This window comes from Demequina litorisediminis, assembly GCF_030161615.1.
GTDB classification, from domain to species: Bacteria; Actinomycetota; Actinomycetes; order Actinomycetales; family Demequinaceae; genus Demequina; species Demequina litorisediminis.
Map to the genome: position 1 here is coordinate 2,154,377 of NZ_BSUN01000001.1, position 17,153 is coordinate 2,171,529.

Consider the following 17,153-nt stretch of genomic DNA (forward strand, 5'->3'; position numbering starts at 1 on the left):
CGTCGTCGACGCCCCCGCCCCCACGGCCATGGACAGGGTGCGCACGTTCACCGCGCGCCGCGCCTCCGTGCTGCCCACGTTGGCGGCGGTCGTCATCCTCGTGATCGTGCTGATCGGTGCGCAGGCGGAGTTTGGCAACTTCCTCAGCCCGCGCAACCTCTCGGCGCTGCTGCTCGACCACGCGTACCTCATGGTGCTCGCGGTCGGGATGACCTTTGTCATCGTCACGGGCGGCATCGACCTGTCCGTCGGCTCGGTCATGGCGTTCACGGGCATTCTCGGCTCGTCGATGCTCGCGTCGGGCACGCCCGTGTGGCTCGTGATCCCGATCATGCTCGCGGGCGGCGCTGCGATCGGCACGCTCATCGGCGTGCTGGTCCAGTACTTCAACGTGCAGCCCTTCATCGCGTCGCTCGCGGGGTTGTTCCTGGGGCGCGGTCTCGCGTACGTGGTGAGCCTGTCGTCGATTCGGGTCGAGAACGAGCCCATCCTGTGGCTGCAGCAGACCCGCTTCCTCATCGGCGACTGGTACATCACTCCCACGGGCATCATCGCGCTGCTCGTGGTGGCCGCGGGTGCCGTCGTGATGGCGCTGACGCGCTTCGGTCGCACGGTGTACGCCATCGGCGGTTCCGAGCAGTCGGCCCGCCTCATGGGGCTCTCGGTGGCCCGCACGAAGGTGCTCGTGTACGTCATCTCGGGCCTGTGCGGCGGACTCGCGGGCCTCCTGCTGACCGCCTACTCGGGGGCCGGCTACCCGCGCAACGGCATCGGCACCGAGCCTGGACGTCATCGCCTGCGTGGTCATCGGCGGCACCCTGCTGACCGGCGGCCGCGGCTACGTGCTCGGCTCCATGATCGGCGTGTTCGTGTTCGCCACCATCAACACGATCATCTCGTTCATGGGCGCCGAGCAGTCGTGGACGCACATCATCATCGGCGCCCTGTTGCTGCTGTTCATCGTGGTGCAGCGGGCGATCGTGGCGCGCTCCGACCGGCGCACGTGAGCCCTGGCTCGAGCGCCGCGGCGCCTCGTCCACCTCGCTCCTCGAAGGTGCGGCCGATGCCGTGCCAAGATGGCCCGGTGGACGAGGCGCAGGCGCTGGTGCAGGCTCGAGGGAGCGACGGTGCGCTTCGGCGCGTTCACCGCCCTCGACGGCGTCGACTTCCGCATGTTTCCCGGCGAGGTGCACTCGCTCATGGGCGAGAACGGTGCGGGCAAGTCGACCCTCATCAAGGCCCTCACGGGAGTGCTGAGCCTCGACGACGGCCGCCTGACCCTCGCCGGCGAGGAGTGCGAGTTCGCCGGCCCACGCGACGCGCAGGAAGCCGGGGTCTCGACCGTCTACCAGGAGGTTGACCTCTTGGAGAACCTGTCGGTCGCGGAGAACGTGTTCCTGGGGCGCGAGCCGCGGCGGTTCGGCCTCATCGACCACGCCGCGATGCGCCGCGACGCCGCCGCCGTGCTGCACGACCTCGGCCTCGATCTCGACCCCGCGTCGCCGCTCGGCCAACACTCGCTCGCGGTGCAGCAACTCGTGGCCATCGCGCGAGCCATCTCGACCGACGTGAAGGTGCTCGTTCTCGACGAGCCCACGTCGAGCCTCGACCTCGACGAGGTCGCCGAACTGTTCCGCGTGATCCGCGAACTGAAGGACCGCGGCGTCGCCATCCTGTTCGTCAGCCACTTCCTCGACCAGGTGTACGAGATGAGCGACCGCATCACGGTCCTGCGCGACGGCCACCTGGTGGGGGAGTACCTCACGACCGAGTTGCTGCGCATCGACCTCGTGAAGAAGATGCTCGGGCGCGACGTGGCCGAGATCGCGCCGCGCGAGCATGTCGTCGACGCCGAGCAGGAGATCGACCCCATCCTGTCGGCGCGCGGGCTCACCAGGGCGCCGGGCATTCGGGACGCCGACATTTCCGTGGCGGAGGGCGAGGTGCTGGGGGTCGCGGGCCTGCTCGGCTCGGGCCGGACCGAGTTGGCGCGGCTGCTCACCGGAATCGACCGAGCCCAGGCGGGCATCATCCGCATCGAGGACCGCGAACACCGGCTCGATTCTCCCCGACGCGCCATGCAACTGGGGGTGGTCTATTCGTCGGAGAACCGCCGCACCGAGGGCCTCATCGGCGACCTATCGATCGAGGAGAACATCGTCCTGGCACTCCAGGCCCAGCAGGGTGCACTGCGTCCCATCGGAGCCGCGCGCAGGCGCGAACTCGCCGTGAGCCTGGATCGAGGCGCTCAACATCAAGCCCGCCGACCCCGAGCGGCCGGTGCGCACCCTCTCGGGCGGCAACCAGCAGAAGGTGCTGTTGGCCCGCCTGCTGGCACTCAGCCCGCGCGTGATCGTGTTGGACGAGCCCACCAGGGGTATCGATGTGGGCGCCAAGGTGGAGATCCAGCGGCTCGTGGGTGAGCTCGCGGACAACGGGTTGTCGGTGGTGTTCATCTCCGCCGAGCTCGAGGAGGTCCTGCGCGTGGGCGACCGCGTCGCGATCCTTCGCGCGGGGGAGGTCGCCCAGACGCTCCCCGCGGCTAGCCTGAACCCCGACACCCTGATGGCGCTGGTCGCGCAACCCGACCTCCCGGAAGCGTGAGGAAGGAAGCAGTGGCCAAGGACAAGCCGGCGCGCGCCGCGAACATCTTCGATGTCGCGCGCCTCGCGGGCGTGTCCCACCAGACGGTGTCGCGCGTCATCAACGGCATGCCCAACGTCCGTCCCGCCACCAAGGAGCGGGTCGAGCAGGCGATGAAGCAGGCGCTACTCGCCGTCTCCCGCGGCGCGTGCGCTGGTGACGCGGCGCACCCGCACCATCGGCCTCGTCAATCCGGCCGTGGCCGACTTCGGCCCCACCTCGATCGCGATGCACTTCACCATCGCCGCGCGCGCCTCGCGCTACAGCGTCGACGCCGCCCAGACGGCCGATGCCGCCCCGGCCACGGTGCGTGCGACCGTCGAGGGGCTGCTGAGGCAGCGCGTGGATGCCGTGGTGCTCATCCTCACCGATGCCGCGGCGCTCGAGGCGGTCCAGGCGCTTGACCTGACGGTGCCGCTCGTCGCGGTTGCGGCGTCGGCGCGGCGCTCGCCTCACGTGGTGTCCATCGACCAGTACCGGGGTGCGCGGGCCGCGGTGCGCCACCTTGCGGAGTTGGGGCACGAGCGGGTGCTGCATCTTGCAGGGCCGGCCCAGGCATCGGACGCCACGGAGCGTGAGCGCGGGTGGCGAGACGAACTCGCCGAGCGGCGCCTGGAGGCGGTCGAGCCGCTGCGCGGTGACTGGTCGGCACGCTCGGGCTACGAGGTGGGGGAGCGCCTCGACGTGGCCGCGGGCGACGCCGTGTTCGTCGCGAACGATCAGATGGCGATCGGGCTGATGTCCGCGCTGCGCCATCGGGGACTCGAGGTGCCGCGCGACGTGTCGCTCGTAGGGTTCGACGACATTCCCGAGGCCGCGTACCTGTACCCGCCGCTCACCACGGTGCGCCAGGACTTCGCGGCGCTGGGCACCATGATGATGCAGAAGGTGCTGGTGGCCCTCGAGGAGGGCGGCGAGCCCACCGTGGACACTCCGATGCCCGCTCAGGCTCATCGAGCGCGAGTCCGCCGCGCGCCCCGCGAGTCGTTGAGTGCGCGTTCTCGCGCGAAACCGGGCAGGAGACGACTCGCAGGACGCCCGAGGTCGGCGGCGCCCCCGGCAGGACTCGAACCTGCAACCTACGGATTAGAAGGCCGTTGCTCTATCCATTGAGCCTACGAGGGCAGCGGACCGGGGCGACAACCGGCCACACGCCTCAGGGTAATGGGCGCGGAACCTCACCCCGGCATCGGCCGTTGACAGATCACCTCACTCCTGGGAATGCGTACCCTCGCATGCCCGGGATAATGGTGGGGATTCCAGGCACGGTAGCCTATTCGGAGCCTGAGGACGGAGGGAACGCGGGATGTCGATCCGCCCCATCAAGACGTGGTCGTACCCTGGCGCCCTGCTCGACGCGCTCGTGGACACCCGCCGCGTGGTCGGGGGCGTCGAGTTGCCGATCCCGCTGGGAGATGCCGAGGCCACGCGCGAGGCTCGTGGCCCACATGGTTGATCAGGCTCGATCACCACCTCATCCCGCGCGTGCGCGAGGAGGCTTCGCCCGCCGTGGTGGTCGTCGCCGGCTCCACGGGCGCGGGGAAGTCGACGGTGGTCAACGCGCTGCTCGGCGAACCGCTGACCCCCGCAGGAGTGCTGCGCCCCACCACGCGCGTGCCCCATGTTTTCCACCATCCGCTCGACGCTGACGTCCTCACCTCGGTGGCCGACGGCTCCGAGGTGATCGCGACCGATGCCGTCCCGCGCGGACTCGCGATCGTCGACTCGCCTGATCTTGATTCCGTGCGCGGCGAGAATCGTGACGTGGCGGAGAAGGCTGCTTGAGGCGGCCGACCTGTGGATCTTCGTGACGACCGCCGCGCGCTACGGCGACGCGGTCCCGTGGGAGGCGCTGCGCAGGGGAGCCGAGCGGGGGCCTCCATCGCGATGGTCCTGAACCGCGTGACGGCCGATGTTGCCGCCCAGGTGCGCTCCGAGGCTCGTCGAGCGTCTGGCCACCGAGCAGGCTCGAGGCGCTGCCGCTGTTCGTGATCCCCGAGGACGAGGTGGGCGGAGCGGAGCCGCCGCGCGACGTGGTCGACGGCCTCGGCCGCTGGCTCGAGGGTGTCGCCGCCGCCTCGGCAGCCACCATTGTCGAACGCACCATGCACGGTGCCACGGAGTCCCTCAAGGAATGGCTCGAGACGCTCGCCGAGCGCATGGACGACCAGACCGCCGCCGCACGCGAGGTCCGCGCCGAGGTACGCCGCTGCGCCGCGCACGCCGAGGCCAAGGGCGGCCCCGACTGGTATCTGCAGATCCCCACGGGCTCGCTCGCGGCACGCTGGGAGGCGGCGTCCGCGGAGGGTGGCCCGCTGCACAAGCTGCGCCACTCGTCCTGGGCGAAGCGTCGCTCGGCGCGCGAGAAGCGCGACGCCGTGGTCCGCGAGATCCACAAGGACCTCCTCGACTCCGTCGAGGCCGTGCTGGCGCTCGCGGCGGCCGATGCCGCGCAGTCCATGGTCGACACCCTGACCGACGGCGAGGAGTCGCCCGGCATGTGGCTCGCGACCAGGCAAGATGCGCGCGACTCGCGCGTCATCCGTGAACGACGGGCGGCCGATGCCGCACGGGCATGGGTGACCAAGTGCGGCGAACAGGTGATGCGCCTTCCCGGCGCGCCCCGCGGCGCGGAAATTGTGGGCGAGGACGGTCTCGCGGTCGCGATGGCCTGCGCCGCGCTCGGCGTCGAACAGGCGCGAACCGTGCTGGGTGTCCTGGTCGCCCCGAGCCTGTCCGACCCCATTCATCACGCCCGCGCTGAACTCACCGGCGCCCGCCGGTACTGCATCAACCGTGAGGCGCTCGACATGATGAAGCCCACGGATGTGCCCAGCCTCACTGCCGAGGCTTCGTCGACGGTGCGCCTGCGACGCGCCGAACTGCGAGGCCTCCTGTGAACCTCCAGTTCGTTTCCCAGGACGAGCCCAGCGAGGCCGCCGCGCTGAGCCGCAGGGTGGCGCGCCTGCGTTCCTCGATGGAGTGGGCATCGGACGCCATCCCGCAGGCCGTGCGCGAGGAGGTCGCCGCGACCATCCAGCGTTGCGACGAGCGCCTCGCGCTCGGGGTCGAGCACACCGTGGTGGCGCTCGCCGGCGGCACCGGCTCGGGCAAGTCGAGCCTGTTCAACGCGATTCTTGGCCGCGAGTTCGCCGTCGCGGGCGTCGCGCGCCCCACCACGTCGCAGGTGAGCGCCGCCGTCTGGGGCGGTCGTGGCATCGCGCTGCTGGACTGGATTGGCGTCGACCCGCAGCGCAGGCTGGCGCGCGGCATCGATTCGCTCGACGCCGCCGACGAGTCGCAGGCTGCGCGGCATGGTGCTCCTCGATCTTCCCGACCACGACTCCATCAACCCGGAGAACCGCGCCGTCGTGGACCGCGTGGTGCCCATGGCGGACCTATTGCTGTGGGTGGTGGACCCGCAGAAGTATGCGGATCACGCCCTGCACTCGGCGTATCTCGAGGCGGCCTCGCGCCACGGCAGCCCGTCGTTGGTGGTCCTCAACCACGTGGATCGCCTCACCACGGCCGATGCGTGGGCCGTGGCGCGCGACCTACAGCGCTTGCTCGCCGCCGACGGCATGACGCAGGTGCCGGTGATGCCCGTGAGCGCCAAGACGGGGCAGGGTCTCGACATTCTGCGAGCCGAACTGGCCGGCGCCGTGGCGGCGCGGTCGGTGGCGGCGGAGGCGGTCCGCGCGGACCTGGTGTCCGCGGGACGCGCCCTGGCGGGGGCGCTGACCAAGGGCGCAGAGCCGCAGGCGCCTGACGTCGAGGAGCCTCGTTCACGCGCTCGCTCGTGCCGCGGGCGTCGACTCGCGGGCCGAGCGCGCCGCCGCGATCGCGCGCGGAGCACACCCCGGCGAGCGCAAGCCGATGCGCCTGTCGGTCGCCACCGTGGAGCGCGAGCGTCTGGACTGGGTCGACGCCGCCACCGACGGGCTGCCGCCGCGCTGGCGCCAGGTCGTCGCCGACACGGTCGAGGACGCCGAGAGCCTCGGACACGAGATCGAGCAGTCGCTCGAGGAGGCCGCCTGGCCGTCGGTCGAGCCGCCTCAGGGGTGGCGCGCGCTCTTCGCCAAGGCGACCCTCGCATCGTCCGCTCGCAAGAAGACGCTCGAGGCGGGGCGTGCCGCCGTGCGTGCCGTCGTGTTGCCTCGCGTCGTGGAACCCACGGAGACCATTCACCAGGCGTATCGCGCGATGGACGAGCCTCACCGAGGCTCGACTCCGCGGCCAAGGAGGACCAGTGACCGCCACCATCCGTACCGTCGCCGTGCTCGGCGCGGGCAACATGGCGGGGGCGATCGCCCAGTCGCTCGCCGATGCCGGGACGGTCGACGCGATCCGGCTCACCACGCGCACGAGGCAGCCCGCGTGGGCCGAGCGGCATGGCCATGTGGTCCACCGCGCGCTGGCGGCTGACGAGGGCGCGACCGCGTGGGCGCTGGAGGGGGCCGATGCGGTCATCCTTGGCGTCAAGCCGTATGACATCGTCGCGCTGTGCCGTGAGATCGGCCCGCTGCTGGCCCCCGGAGCGCTCGTCATTTCGGTGGCCGCGGGCGTGACGCTCGACGCCATGAGGACGGCACTCGGCGACGGAGTGCGGGTGGTGCGCACCATGCCGAACACCCCGACGGCGATCGGCCGCGGTGTGACGGCGCTGACGGGCGAACCCGCCGACTGCGGGGCCGCCTCCACGCTCCTGGCGCCCACGGGCATGCGGGAAATCGTCGACGAGTCGCTCATCAACGCGTTCTCGTCGGTCGCGGGCTCCGGCCCCGCGTACGCGTACGCGTTCGTGGAGGCGCTCGAGGCCGCCGCCGTGGGACTCGGGATTCCCGCCGAGCAGGCCGCGCGGATTGTCCCCGCGATGATGCTGGGATCGCTGGCGTACCTGGAATCGTCGGAGCATGATGCGGCCGAACTTCGCCGCCAGGTCACCAGCCCCGGTGGCTCCACTGCCGAGGCGCTCCGGGTGTTCGGCGAGCGCGACCTCGACGGGCTCGTGGCCGATGCCCTCGCCGCGGCCCTCGCGCGCAATGCGGAGATGGGCAAGTAGCCGGCCTCGTCCCCAGGCCAGCCGTGGCATCGGCCACGTCCACCGTTTCTCGGTGACCCCCGACGCGTCCGCGCGCCCCGCCCCAGGCTGAGCGGGAGGCCGCACGGTGCGGCCCATGGGAGGACACGATGAGTGATCTTGACGTTACGGTGACCGGATGGGTCGCCACCAAGCCCGTGGTCAGGGAACTGGCCGAGGGCAAGCAGATGTGCGCGTTCCGCATGGCGCACTCGTCCCGCTACCGCGACGCGGCGGGCCAGTGGAAGGACGGTGCCACCGAGTGGATCAGCGTGCGGATGTTCCGTGCCGGAGCGCAGCGCGTGGGCCAGTCCATCAACGTCGGCGAGCCCGTGATCGTGAGCGGCAGGCTTAAGACCAACACCTGGATCGACAAGGACGACGCCGAGCGGCACGAGCTCCAGATCGACGCTCGGGTGGTGGGGCATGACCTGACGTGGGGCACCGCGTCGTTCGTGCGGCACATCGACCCCAAGGCAAGCGACGCGGACGAGGAGTCGCGCGACGAGCCGGCGGGCATGCCCGACTCGTTCGAGCAGCCCGACGACGAGACCCCCGATGGGGTGGAGGAGGACGACGCCGCCCGCCTGGCGGTGTGACAGGCCCTGCCCCGCGCGTCCGTCCCCTCAGGCGCGCGGGGCGGCTCGGCACCACCGCATCGGCCGGATGCTCCGTGACCGCGTAGGCTGGTACGCGGTTCAAGCGGGCGCCGTCGCGGCGCCACCCCACGAGTTCACGGAGCAGCAGTGGCAGAGTTCATCTACACGATGCACAAGGCGCGCAAGGCGCACGGTGACAAGGTCATCCTCGATGACGTCACCATGGCGTTCTACCCGGGCGCGAAGATCGGCGTCGTCGGTCCCAACGGTGCAGGTAAGTCGACCATTCTGAAGATCATGGCCGGCCTCGAAGAGCCGTCCAACGGCGAGGCACGCCTCAGCCCCGGCTACACGGTGGGCATCCTTCTCCAGGAGCCGCCGCTCAACGAGGAGAAGACGGTCCTCGGCAACGTCGAAGAGGGCGTGGCCGAGATCAAGGGCAAGCTCGACCGTTTCAACCAGATCTCCGAGGAGATGGCGAACCCCGACGCCGACTACGACTCCCTGCTTGCGGAGATGGGCACGCTCCAGGAGGAGCTCGACCACGCCGACGCCTGGGACCTCGACGCCCAGGCTCGAGCAGGCCATGGAGGCACTGCGTTGCCCGCCGGCCGACGCCGACGTCTCGGTGTTGTCCGGTGGTGAGCGCCGCCGCGTCGCGCTGTGCAAGCTGCTGCTGGAGAAGCCCGACCTGCTGCTGCTCGACGAGCCCACCAACCACCTCGACGCCGAGTCGGTCCTGTGGCTCGAGCAGCACCTGTCGAAGTACGCCGGTGCCGTGATGGCCGTCACCCACGACCGCTACTTCCTCGACCATGTCGCGGAGTGGATCTGTGAGGTCGACCGCGGCCGCCTGTACCCCTACGAGGGCAACTACTCGACGTACCTCGAGAAGAAGCAGGAGCGCCTGCAGGTGCAGGGCAAGAAGGACGCCAAGGCTCGCCAAGCGCCTCAAGGAGGAGGCTGGAGTGGGTCCGCTCGAACGCCAAGGGTCGCCAGACCAAGTCGAAGGCCCGCCTCGCGCGCTACGAGGAGATGGCTGCTGAGGCGGAGAAGACCAGGAAGGCTCGATTTCGAGGAGATTCAGATCCCGCCGGGCCCGCGTCTGGGCAACGTCGTGATCGAGGCCAAGGATCTCAAGAAGGGCTTCGACGAGCGCGTCCTCATCGACGGCCTGTCGTTCTCGCTGCCCCGCAACGGCATCGTCGGCGTCATCGGCCCGAACGGTGTGGGTAAGACCACGCTGTTCAAGACCATCGTGGGTCTCGAGCCCCTCGACGACGGCGAGCCTCAAGGTCGGCGAGACCGTGCAGGTGTCCTACGTGGACCAGTCGCGCGGCGGCATCGACCCGAACAAGTCGCTGTGGGAGGTCGTGTCCGACGGCCTCGACTACATCAACGTCGGCAAGGTCGAGATGCCCTCGCGTGCCTACATCTCCGCATTCGGCTTCAAGGGCCCAGACCAGCAGAAGCCCGCAGGCGTCCTGTCCGGTGGCGAGCGCAACCGCCTCAACCTGGCACTGACGCTCAAGGAGGGCGGCAACGTCCTGCTGCTTGACGAGCCCACCAACGACCTCGACGTCGAGACCCTCGGTTCGCTCGAGAATGCGCTGCTGGAGTTCCCCGGCTGCGCCGTGGTGGTCAGCCACGACCGCTGGTTCCTCGACCGCGTCGCGACCCACATCCTCGCGTACGAGGGCACCGAGGAGAACCCCGCGAACTGGTACTGGTTCGAGGGCAACTTCGAGTCCTACGAGAAGAACAAGGTCGAGCGCCTCGGCGCCGATGCGGCTCGTCCGAGCCGTCAGACCTACCGCAAGGCTCACGCGCGACTAACGTCCGCCGGTTCCTCAGGAGCCCTCGCCGTCCGCGGCGGGGGCTCCTGTGCGTGTCCGGCGCTAGCGTGAGGGCATGAGCCGCCTTCACGTCCCCATCTCGCTGCGCTGGTCCGACATCGACGCCTACGGCCACGTCAACAACGCGGAGATGCTGAGGCTGCTCGAGGAGGCCCGCATCCGCGTGTTCTGGGCGGACGACGCGGGGGCCGAGGAGTCGGCCGACCCCGAGGCGAAGACGGACTCGCCCGCCGCGGTCCTCGCGGGCGGGCCCGGCGCCGAGACTCATACCCTCATCGCGAGCCAGCAGATCGAGTACCTGGCTCCCGCGCCGTTCCAGCGGCGGCCACTCGATGTCCAGGCGTGGATCGGGCGCCTCGGGGGCGCGAGCCTGGAGATTTGCTACGAGGTGCGGTCGCCGCGAACGGGAGAGGGTGAGCAGACGGTTTACGCGCGGGCCGCGACCACGCTGGTGCTGGTCGACGCCGCATCGGGCAGGCCCAGGCGACTTTCGGACGAGCAGAAGGCGGCATGGCTGCCCTATGTCGACGAGCCGGTGCAATTTCGGCGCCGCTGACCGGGCGCCATGCGTGCTGGCGGGACATGGGCGTCACATCTGCGCGAAAAGTGACCCTCATGTCCCGTTGGGAGACTCCGAGAACGCGACTGCGCCGGCCGCCCCGAGAGGGGACGGCCGGCGCGAAATGCCAGGGAAGACTTACGCGGTGAGCGAGTCGACCCACTCCTGGTTGGCGGCAACCCAGTCGGTCACGACCTGCTCGTAGTCACCCTCGGACGCCTCGTTGAGCCTTGTTCTCGAGGTCGTAGAGGTGCTCGGCGTCCATCGTGAATCCGGAGAACCACTCGGCGACCTGGGGGAACTCCTCGGTCAGCCCGGTGCGACCGTAGGTCACGATCTCCTCGGCCTCGCCCATGATGCCCTGGGGGTCTTCAAGGTTCTTGAGGTCGTAGGCGCCATAGGCCCAGTGCGGCTCCCACAGCGTGACGACGATGTTCTCGCCCTTCGACGTGGCCGAGTCGAGCTCGGACAGCATCGCCGGGGTCGACGAGGTGACGAAGTTGAAGTCTGACAGGCCGTAGGCCTCAATGGCGTTCTCGGTGGCGGCGGTGAGGCCGGCCCCGGGCTCGATGCCGACGATCTGGCCCCCCATCTCGTCGAGGTACTCGGGGAGATCCTCAAGCGAGTCGACCGGGGCGTCGGCGTTCACCGCAATGGTGAGCGCGGCGGAGTCGAACCAGGCGCCGAGCTCCTCCATGTCGTCGCCGTACTGCTCGATGTACTCGGCGTGGGTGAGCGGCAGCCACACGTCGGTGACCACGTCATAGTCACCGTCGGCGACGCCCTGGAAGGCGACGGCGGCGTCGGCGTACTCGAGCGAGACGTCGTAGCCCTGACCCTCGAGGACGTGCTGCCACAGCAGCGACGAGGCGAGCGACTCGTCCCAGCCGTTGAAGACGGCGAGGGTGAGCTCACCGCCCGCCGTGGTCTCCTCCGAGGACTCTGCCCCGGCGGTGGTGCCGCTCGTGGCCTCGTCAGTGGTGTCGTCCGAGGACGAGCAGCCGGCGAGCGCGAGGCCCGCGACAGCAGTCACCGCGAGGGCGGTGCCAGTGCGCTTGAACATATGTCTTTCCTTTCTCGGCATGGGGATCTCCTCACGCCGGGGAAGCACCCCGCCGCTGTCGGGCGGTGTGCCCGCGGCCGGCAGGCCGCGAAGTTCTTGGGGTATCGGCGATGGCCGATGCCGTGGTGGGGTTAGGCGACGCCGCCCGGCGACCGCAGGGGGTGGCCGATCTCGAGGTTCTCGGCGTCGATGCGCGCCTGCTCCACATCGGACTTCCTGGAGCGGCGCTTCTTGGCCCAGGTGGCGTACAGACCGAGGCCCTGGCCGAAGGAGGCGGTGAAGCGGTCCAGCAGGATCGCGAGGATCACCACGGAGATACCGGCCTCCGCGCCAATCGCGATGTCGAGGGCAGAGACCGCACGGGTGACCTGGCCGCCCAGGCCGCCGGCGCCGACCATTCCCGCGATGACGACCATCGACAGCGACAGCATGATGACCTGGTTGACACCGGCCATGATGGACGGCATCGCGAGCGGGAGCTGAATCTGGCGCAGGATGCGTCGGGGTGAAGCGCCGAATGCCTGGCCGGCCTCGACCACCTCCTGGTCGACGCTACGGATGCCGAGGCTCCGTCAGGCGCACTCCAGGAGCGATGGCGAACAGGACCGTCGCGAAGATGCCGGGGGCGACGCCGACGCCGAAGAACGCGATCGCTGGGATCAGATAGACGAAGGCGGGCATCGTCTGCAGGAAGTCCATGACGGGCTTCACGATGGCGGAGACGTGCTGGTTGCGCGCGCTCCAGATACCAAGCGGTATGCCCAGCAGCAGGGCGAGGAAGGCTGCTACGAGGACGAGGAGAGGAGTCCATCGAGTTCTCCCACTGGTCGACGCCGATGATGAACACGAGGCCAACCACCGCGCCGACCGCGAACTTCCAGCCGCGAGCGAGGAGGGCGGCGAGTGCGAGGGCGATGATGACGGCGATCGCGGGCGGCGTCGCAACGATCCAGTTCACCGCGTCGTACAGCCCGGTCCACAGGTCACCGAGGAAGGTCAGCAGCCAATCGAGGTTGTCCTCGATCCAGTCCTTGCCGGTCTCCACCCAGTCGCCGAACGGGATACGGAAATCCATTACAGGTCTCCTTTCGTCGCGGCGGCATCAAGCACCTTGTCCACGATCTCGGTCGGTAGAGGCTCGATGACGGGCTCGGCAGACGTGGCGGCGTCGGGCTCGCCTCCCAGCGCAGCCAGCAAAGTGACGCGGGGGACGACTCCCACGAGGCGACCGCGATCATCGGTCACGGCGAGCGCGAGGGCTGCCTCGAGGGAAGGGATGAAGAGGTCGATGAGGGACGTGTCCTTCGACACGGCGCCGTGATCGGTCTGGATGGCGGAGGTGAGCGACCGCTCGCCGCGCCGTACGAGGTTCATCACGTCGCGGTCGCGCACCCATCCCACGATGGTCCGGTCGCGCTTGGTGACGTACAACGCGGAGATCTCGTTCTCGCGCATGGCACTCAGGGCGGCGTGGGGGCCCGAGCCTTCGTGAACCACGGCGCGCGGCTTGCGCATGACCGACTCGGCGGTGAGCACCCTCGCACGGTCCACATCCTGGACGAACTGCTCGACGTAGTCATTGGCCGGGCTCGTGAGGATGTCCTCCGGTGAGCCAATCTGGACAATGCGGCCGTCGCGCATGACGGCGATCCGGTCACCCAGGTACATCGCCTCGTTGAGGTCATGCGTGATGAAGATGATGGTCTTGCCGAGCCTCGGCTTGGAGTTCGAGAAGTTGGTCCTGCATCTCGCGGCGGATCAGGGGATCGAGCGCGGAGAACGCCTCGTCCATCAACAGGACATCGGTGTCGGCGGCGAGGGCGCGGGCGAGGCCCACACGCTGCTGCATGCCGCCCGACAACTCGGAGGGGAACTTCTCCTCCCACCCGGCGAGGCCCACGATCTCGGTGACCTTGGCGGCGCGCTGGAGGCGGTCGGTCTTGCTCATGCCCTGGATCTCGAGTCCGTACGCAACGTTGTCGATCACGGTGCGGTGCGGCAGGAGGGCGAAGTGCTGGAAGACCATCGAGACGCGCTTGCGGCGAATGTCGCGGAGCCTTGGCGGGTGAGACCCCGGTGATGGAGTCGCCGCCCACTTCCACGGTGCCCGCCGTCTGGGGGTGGAGGCCGTTGAGCATGCGGATGAGGGTCGATTTGCCGGAGCCGGACAGGCCCATGACGACGAAGATCTCACCCTTCTTGACCTCGAACGAGGCGTCGATGACGGCCGCGGTGGCGCCGTCGAGTGCGGCGCGGGAGAAGCCCTCGCGCAGGCTTTCTGACGGCGTCATCCGCGTGGCGGCCGAAGACCTTGTACAGGCCTTCCGCCTTCAAGGCGATGTCATTCACTGAAATCCTCAGTCGCCCCCGCGTCGGTGGGGCTCAGTTGCGGCCTCGATCAGGCGAGGGGGCTCGCAGCCGTCGGACGGCAGTCACGGGCCCTCGGGAATCCTCATCGGGAGGACGCCGCGCTCGCCCGGGGCGCTGCCGATACACGGCGCAGCCACGAGGCCTGGGCTGGTCTTTGACGACTCGGTCGTGACTGACGCGGACCCCGAGGCGGCCTGTCGACGCTATCGACCTCGGGGGAGCACTTCAAGCGAGCAGGCGGGAATAACGTCCTGACACGCCCGGATGGACACGCTGACATGCCTGGTAGATTGCCGACATCGGAAACCGTGTCACGATTCGGTAAAGAAAGGGTCTGGAGTTGTCCTCGAGGCCCTAGTCGTCGAGGGGGAGGCGGAACATGCCCTCCTGCGCGGCGGAAGCGACCAGGCGCCCGTCCTCCGAGAAGATCCACGTGCCGCCGAGGCCGCGACCACCCTGGGCGGTGGGGGCGTCCTGGAGGTACAGCAACCACTCGTCGGCCCGCGCGGGACGGTGCCACCACATCGCGTGGTCGAGGCTCGCGAAATTCAGCCCCGGCGTCATCCACGAGGCCCCGTGGCGACGCAGCAACGGCTCCAGCATCACCTGGTCGCAGCCGAAGGCGAGCAGCGCGCGATGCGTGAGGTCCGAGGCCTCGATGGGCTGACGCAGCCGCACCCAGGTGGTCTGGTACTGCTTGGGGGAGCGGTCGGGCTTGAACAGCAGCGAGCCCTCGATGTGACGCAGGTCAAAAGGCGTGCGCTTCAGCCAGTAGTCGGCGCGAGCGTCGCCCTCGAACGGCGCGAGGATGTCGAGCGCCGAGACCACCTCGTCGGGCCTCGGAACCTCGGGCATCGTGACCTGATGGTCGGGGCCCTCCTGCGGCAGGCTGGAACGACGCGATCATCGACAAGATGGGCTGGCCGTCCTGGAATGCGTGCGTGCGCCGCGCCGAGAACGACCGTCCGTCGCGTAGCACCTCCACCTCGAAGGTGATGGGCCGCGACGCGTCGCCTGGGCGCAGGAAGTAACCGTGCATCGAGTGCATCAGCCGCTCCGCCTCGACGGTGTGACCCGCAGCGAGCAGGGCCTGCGCGAGCACCTGTCCGCCGTAGGCGCGGCCGCCGGGCATCGGCAGCGAGTCGGCCTCGAACGAGGTGTCCCCCAGGCGGCGGAGGTCAAGGACCTGCATGCCCGATGCGACGGCCTCGCCCGCCCAGATGTCCTCGGCGTGCGGCATTTAGGCCTCCTCGGCGGCGGAGCCCGGCGTGGGCTCGAAAGTGTTGATCATGGAGTGCGCTGCGCGCTCGAGATAGTCCATCAGGGTGACGGCGTGCAGGGGAGACAGGTTCTCCTCGGCGACTGCCTCGCGCATGAGATCCACCCAGTGGTCGCGGGCCTCGGGGTTCACGTGGAATCCGTGGTGGCGCTTCCTCAGGCGCGGGTGGCCGCGCTGGTCCGAGTACGTGGTGGGTCCGCCCCAGTACTGCTCGAGGAACGCCGTGAGACGCCACTCGGCGCCCTCCATGTCGTGGCTCGGGTACATGGGGCCGAGGATCGGGTCGCTCGCGACCCCCTGGTAGAAGCGGTGGACGATGCGCGCGAAGGTGTCGTGGCCGCCGATCGCCTCGAAGAAGGACTGGCCCTCGTCCTGGGTAGGGCCGGAGCCCACGTTCATGCCGGGCTGGGTCACGTCAGTCGGACTCTCCGTCTCCATCAAGGTCTCCCGAGTCGGGAGGAAGGGGCTTGCCATCGGCGTCCTTGGGCTGTTCGTCGCCGTGGCGACGCGGCGAGTCCGGGGCGATGAGGCTCGTCCGTGTCCCGTGCGTGGCTATCCACCACCATCGCATCTCCAGGCACCGCGAGTCGAATCCCGCGTTCCGCAAAGATGCGTCGCATCTCGCGACGCACCTCGCGCTGCACGTCCCACTGCATCGCCGGGTTGACCTGGCACATGAGGCGCAGCATGACGGCGTTGTACTCGAGCGATTCGATGCCCGCGACTTCGGCGTCGCCGAGGAGTGCGGAGGCCACGGACTCGGACTCCTGCGCGGCGGCGGTGACGGCATCGATCATGGCGCCCTTGGCCGCCTCGACATCGGTGTCGTAGGCGAACCGCACCTCGATCATCACGCGGCTCCACAGGCGCGTCATGTTGCCCACCCTGGTGATCTCACCGTTCGGGATGTACCAGACGGTGCCGTCGAGCGCGCGCAGTCGGGTGCAGCGCAGGCCCACCTCCTCCACGGAACCGGAGGCCTCGCCGAGGTCCACCACGTCGCCCACGCCGTACTGGTCCTCGATGAGCATGAAGACGCCTGCCAGGACGTCCTTGACGAGCGACTGGGCGCCAAAGCCGAGGGCGACACCGAGGATTCCGGCCGAGGCAAGCATCGGCCCCACCGGGACTCCCAGCACGTTCAACACCGTCATGAGAAGGAGGATGACGATGAGAATGGCGAGCGCCGAGTCGAGGACGCGTTTGATGGTGTGCGCGCGCTGACGGCGGCGCTCCGCCTCCAGGCGCGCCTCCGTCTCATCGGTCTCGGGGACCCGGATGCGTGCCTTACGCAGCGCCGCCAGCGTCTTCGGGTCCGCAATCTGGGCACCTCGCTCGATGGACGCAGCGAACGCCTTGATGAGGAAGTGGCCGATGAGCCACACCACCAACGCGACCACGCCGGCGGCAAGGAGGCCCGATGCGCGTGCCTCCACGCCCTCGAACCACTCGGCGACCTGGTCGGGGTCGACATCGAAAGTTTCGGCCGTGGGCTCGACGGTGGGTTCCGGTGACGTGGACGCGAAGATGAGGTTCAAAACAGTCACGCCTCCCAGCGTAACCACGTCGTGCCCTCCCCAAGCGGCACCGGGACCTCAGGCACCGTTGAAAATGGCCCCGAACCTGGCAGGATGGGCGTCGTGGAGACGAACGCTGAGGACGCCGCCCCGAGCGAGGCGCTTGCCGCGCTCGCGCGCGCCTGCG

At 69.4% G+C, this 17,153-nt stretch carries 15 protein-coding genes, 1 tRNA gene and 7 pseudogenes; 15 read left to right on the forward strand and 8 right to left on the reverse strand.

Annotation, left to right across the window (positions count from 1 at the left end):
- Positions 1-208: 208 nt before the first annotated feature.
- The 3 pseudogenes from QQK48_RS13210 to QQK48_RS13220 all read left to right on the forward strand — a co-directional run.
- Positions 209-709 (forward strand): annotated as a pseudogene (locus QQK48_RS13210) (ABC transporter permease subunit); the annotation flags it as partial.
- Positions 710-1,076: 367 nt separating this feature from the next.
- Positions 1,077-2,604 (forward strand): annotated as a pseudogene (locus tag QQK48_RS13215) (sugar ABC transporter ATP-binding protein).
- 267 nt (positions 2,605-2,871) lie between these two features.
- Positions 2,872-3,510: pseudogene (locus tag QQK48_RS13220) on the forward strand (substrate-binding domain-containing protein); the annotation flags it as partial.
- Positions 3,511-3,694: 184 nt separating this feature from the next.
- Here the strand turns inward: QQK48_RS13220 and QQK48_RS13225 are convergent.
- Positions 3,695-3,768, reverse strand: a tRNA-Arg gene (locus QQK48_RS13225).
- 181 nt (positions 3,769-3,949) lie between these two features.
- Between QQK48_RS13225 and QQK48_RS13230 the strand changes: the two genes are divergently transcribed.
- From QQK48_RS13230 to QQK48_RS13285, 12 genes and pseudogenes are all read left to right on the forward strand, one after another.
- Positions 3,950-4,099: a hypothetical protein gene (locus QQK48_RS13230; RefSeq protein ID WP_284328751.1), complete on the forward strand. Its 150-nt coding sequence runs from the start codon at positions 3,950-3,952 to the stop codon at positions 4,097-4,099.
- Complete coding sequence (locus tag QQK48_RS13235) at positions 4,096-4,428, forward strand: dynamin family protein (protein ID WP_284328752.1); 333 nt, start codon at positions 4,096-4,098, stop codon at positions 4,426-4,428. Before QQK48_RS13230 ends, QQK48_RS13235 begins: the two co-directional genes overlap by 4 nt.
- Before the next feature lie 12 nt (positions 4,429-4,440).
- Positions 4,441-4,635 carry a hypothetical protein gene (locus tag QQK48_RS13240; RefSeq protein WP_284328753.1) on the forward strand — a complete coding sequence of 65 codons (195 nt, stop codon included), beginning with the start codon at positions 4,441-4,443 and terminating at the stop codon, positions 4,633-4,635.
- The gene (locus tag QQK48_RS13245; RefSeq protein ID WP_284328754.1) at positions 4,632-5,543 is read left to right on the forward strand and encodes a hypothetical protein; all 912 of its coding nucleotides are present in this window, start codon (positions 4,632-4,634) and stop codon (positions 5,541-5,543) included. The genes QQK48_RS13240 and QQK48_RS13245 overlap by 4 nt, the downstream gene beginning before the upstream one ends.
- Entirely contained in the window at positions 5,540-6,412 is an 873-nt protein-coding gene (locus tag QQK48_RS13250; protein WP_284328755.1) for a GTPase, read from the forward strand. The genes QQK48_RS13245 and QQK48_RS13250 overlap by 4 nt, the downstream gene beginning before the upstream one ends.
- A 107-nt stretch (positions 6,413-6,519) precedes the next feature.
- A complete protein-coding gene (locus QQK48_RS13255) occupies positions 6,520-7,068 on the forward strand; it encodes a hypothetical protein (protein ID WP_284328756.1) in 549 nt (182 codons plus the stop codon).
- Positions 6,950-7,705, forward strand: coding sequence for a pyrroline-5-carboxylate reductase family protein (locus QQK48_RS13260; protein WP_284329401.1), 756 nt, complete (start codon positions 6,950-6,952; stop codon positions 7,703-7,705). The genes QQK48_RS13255 and QQK48_RS13260 overlap by 119 nt, the downstream gene beginning before the upstream one ends.
- A gap of 128 nt (positions 7,706-7,833) precedes the next feature.
- Positions 7,834-8,322, forward strand: a complete 489-nt coding sequence (locus QQK48_RS13265; RefSeq protein ID WP_284328757.1) for a single-stranded DNA-binding protein — start codon at positions 7,834-7,836, stop codon at positions 8,320-8,322.
- A 222-nt stretch (positions 8,323-8,544) separates the two neighbouring features.
- Positions 8,545-8,722: pseudogene (locus tag QQK48_RS21975) on the forward strand (ATP-binding cassette domain-containing protein); the annotation flags it as partial.
- Between the two features lie 108 nt (positions 8,723-8,830).
- A pseudogene (locus QQK48_RS13275) lies at positions 8,831-9,553 on the forward strand (ATP-binding cassette domain-containing protein); the annotation flags it as partial.
- Positions 9,554-9,644: 91 nt separating this feature from the next.
- Positions 9,645-10,229, forward strand: a complete 585-nt coding sequence (locus QQK48_RS13280) for an ATP-binding cassette domain-containing protein (protein ID WP_348523627.1) — start codon at positions 9,645-9,647, stop codon at positions 10,227-10,229.
- Between the two features lie 4 nt (positions 10,230-10,233).
- Complete coding sequence (locus tag QQK48_RS13285; RefSeq protein WP_284328759.1) at positions 10,234-10,734, forward strand: acyl-CoA thioesterase; 501 nt, start codon at positions 10,234-10,236, stop codon at positions 10,732-10,734.
- A gap of 208 nt (positions 10,735-10,942) precedes the next feature.
- Here QQK48_RS13285 and QQK48_RS13290 read toward each other — a convergent pair whose 3' ends face one another.
- From QQK48_RS13290 to QQK48_RS13315, 7 genes and pseudogenes are all read right to left on the reverse strand, one after another.
- Positions 10,943-11,800, reverse strand: a complete 858-nt coding sequence (locus QQK48_RS13290; protein WP_348523628.1) for a glycine betaine ABC transporter substrate-binding protein — start codon at positions 11,798-11,800, stop codon at positions 10,943-10,945.
- 131 nt (positions 11,801-11,931) lie between these two features.
- A pseudogene (locus tag QQK48_RS21980) lies at positions 11,932-12,875 on the reverse strand (ABC transporter permease).
- Positions 12,875-14,149: pseudogene (locus tag QQK48_RS13300) on the reverse strand (quaternary amine ABC transporter ATP-binding protein). The pseudogenes QQK48_RS21980 and QQK48_RS13300 overlap by 1 nt, the downstream one beginning before the upstream one ends.
- Before the next feature lie 375 nt (positions 14,150-14,524).
- Positions 14,525-15,025 (reverse strand): acyl-CoA thioesterase, encoded by a 501-nt coding sequence (locus QQK48_RS20240; RefSeq protein ID WP_348523631.1) that lies wholly within the window; start codon positions 15,023-15,025, stop codon positions 14,525-14,527.
- The gene (locus tag QQK48_RS20245) at positions 14,919-15,410 is read right to left on the reverse strand and encodes an acyl-CoA thioesterase (protein WP_348523632.1); all 492 of its coding nucleotides are present in this window, start codon (positions 15,408-15,410) and stop codon (positions 14,919-14,921) included. Before QQK48_RS20245 ends, QQK48_RS20240 begins: the two co-directional genes overlap by 107 nt.
- Entirely contained in the window at positions 15,411-15,848 is a 438-nt protein-coding gene (locus tag QQK48_RS13310) for a globin (RefSeq protein WP_284329402.1), read from the reverse strand.
- 38 nt (positions 15,849-15,886) lie between these two features.
- Positions 15,887-16,996: a mechanosensitive ion channel family protein gene (locus QQK48_RS13315; protein WP_284328760.1), complete on the reverse strand. Its 1,110-nt coding sequence runs from the start codon at positions 16,994-16,996 to the stop codon at positions 15,887-15,889.
- Positions 16,997-17,153: the final 157 nt, after the last annotated feature.